Genomic DNA, 1,089 nt, shown 5'->3' with positions numbered 1-1,089 from the left:
ACCTCGCGTATCGCTGGTTCTGTCGGCTCGATCTGAGCGACCGCGTCCCTGATCATTCGACGTTTTCGAAAAACAGGCACGGCCGGTTCCGTGACAGCAAGCTTCTACGCCAACTGTTCGAGGCGACCGTCGCGCGGTGCATCGAGGAGGGCTTGGTCAGCGGCCAGCGAATGGCGGTGGATGCCAGCCTGATCGAGGCAGACGCGAACAAGCAGAACTCGACACCGAAGGAGGACTGGGACGCGAAGCAGATCGACCCTGCCGATGCGCCCCGGGCCGTTCGCGAGTATCTCGACACCCTTGACGAGGCCGCCTTCGGTGCCGCCAGCGCAGTGCAGCCTAAGTTCACGTCGCATTCCGATCCGGCCAGCCAGTGGACGGCAGCGCGCAAGGGCCCGGCATTCTTCAGCTATTCCGACAACTACTTGATCGACACTGATCACGGCGTGATCGTCGATGTCGAGGCGACGCGGTCGATACGGCAGGCCGAGGTCGGATCGACCAAGACCATGCTGGATCGCGTGAAGGCCAGGTTCGACCTGCACCCTGAACGGCTGATCGCGGACACGGCCTACGGCACCGGGCCGATGCTGGGCTGGCTGGTCGACCGGAAGATCGCGCCGCACATTCCGGTTTTGGACAAGTCCGAGCGCACCGACGGCACCTGGAGCCGGGCGGACTTCGAGTGGGACGCCGAGAACGATCAATACATCTGCCCCGAGGGGCAGGCATTGAAACAGTTCCGTCGGAACTACTCCGACCCGAACCGGGGGCCAACGAGTGAGGGTCGGGCCAAATACCGCGCGCTGAAACTGACCTGCCAGGCTTGCCCGTCGAAACAGCATTGCTGCCCGAACACCGATGCAAGAGCCATCACCCGAGAGCAGCACGAAGACGCCCGCCAGGTCGCCCGCGACATCGCCAAGACAAAGCAATACGCGGTCTCAATGAAGCTCCGGAAGAAGGTCGAGATGCTGTTTGCGCACCTCAAGCGCATCCTCGGCCTCGGAAGGCTCCGCCTACGCGGACCATGCGGCGCAAATGACGAATTCCTGCTCGCCGCCACCGCCCAGAACCTCCGGAAGCTGG

The 1,089-nt window shown here is 63.5% G+C and carries 1 protein-coding gene; it reads left to right on the top strand.

Annotated elements, in window-relative coordinates:
* Positions 1 to 1,089: IS1182 family transposase (locus tag BW990_RS20915; RefSeq protein ID WP_076451424.1), on the top strand; the 1,089-nt coding region annotated here is incomplete at both ends.

The sequence above is a fragment of the Roseivivax lentus genome (assembly GCF_900156805.1).
In the GTDB taxonomy this organism is placed as follows: domain Bacteria; phylum Pseudomonadota; class Alphaproteobacteria; order Rhodobacterales; family Rhodobacteraceae; genus Roseivivax; species Roseivivax lentus.
Note: the sequence above shows the minus strand (reverse complement) of the source record. Positions and strands in the feature narration are given on the sequence as shown.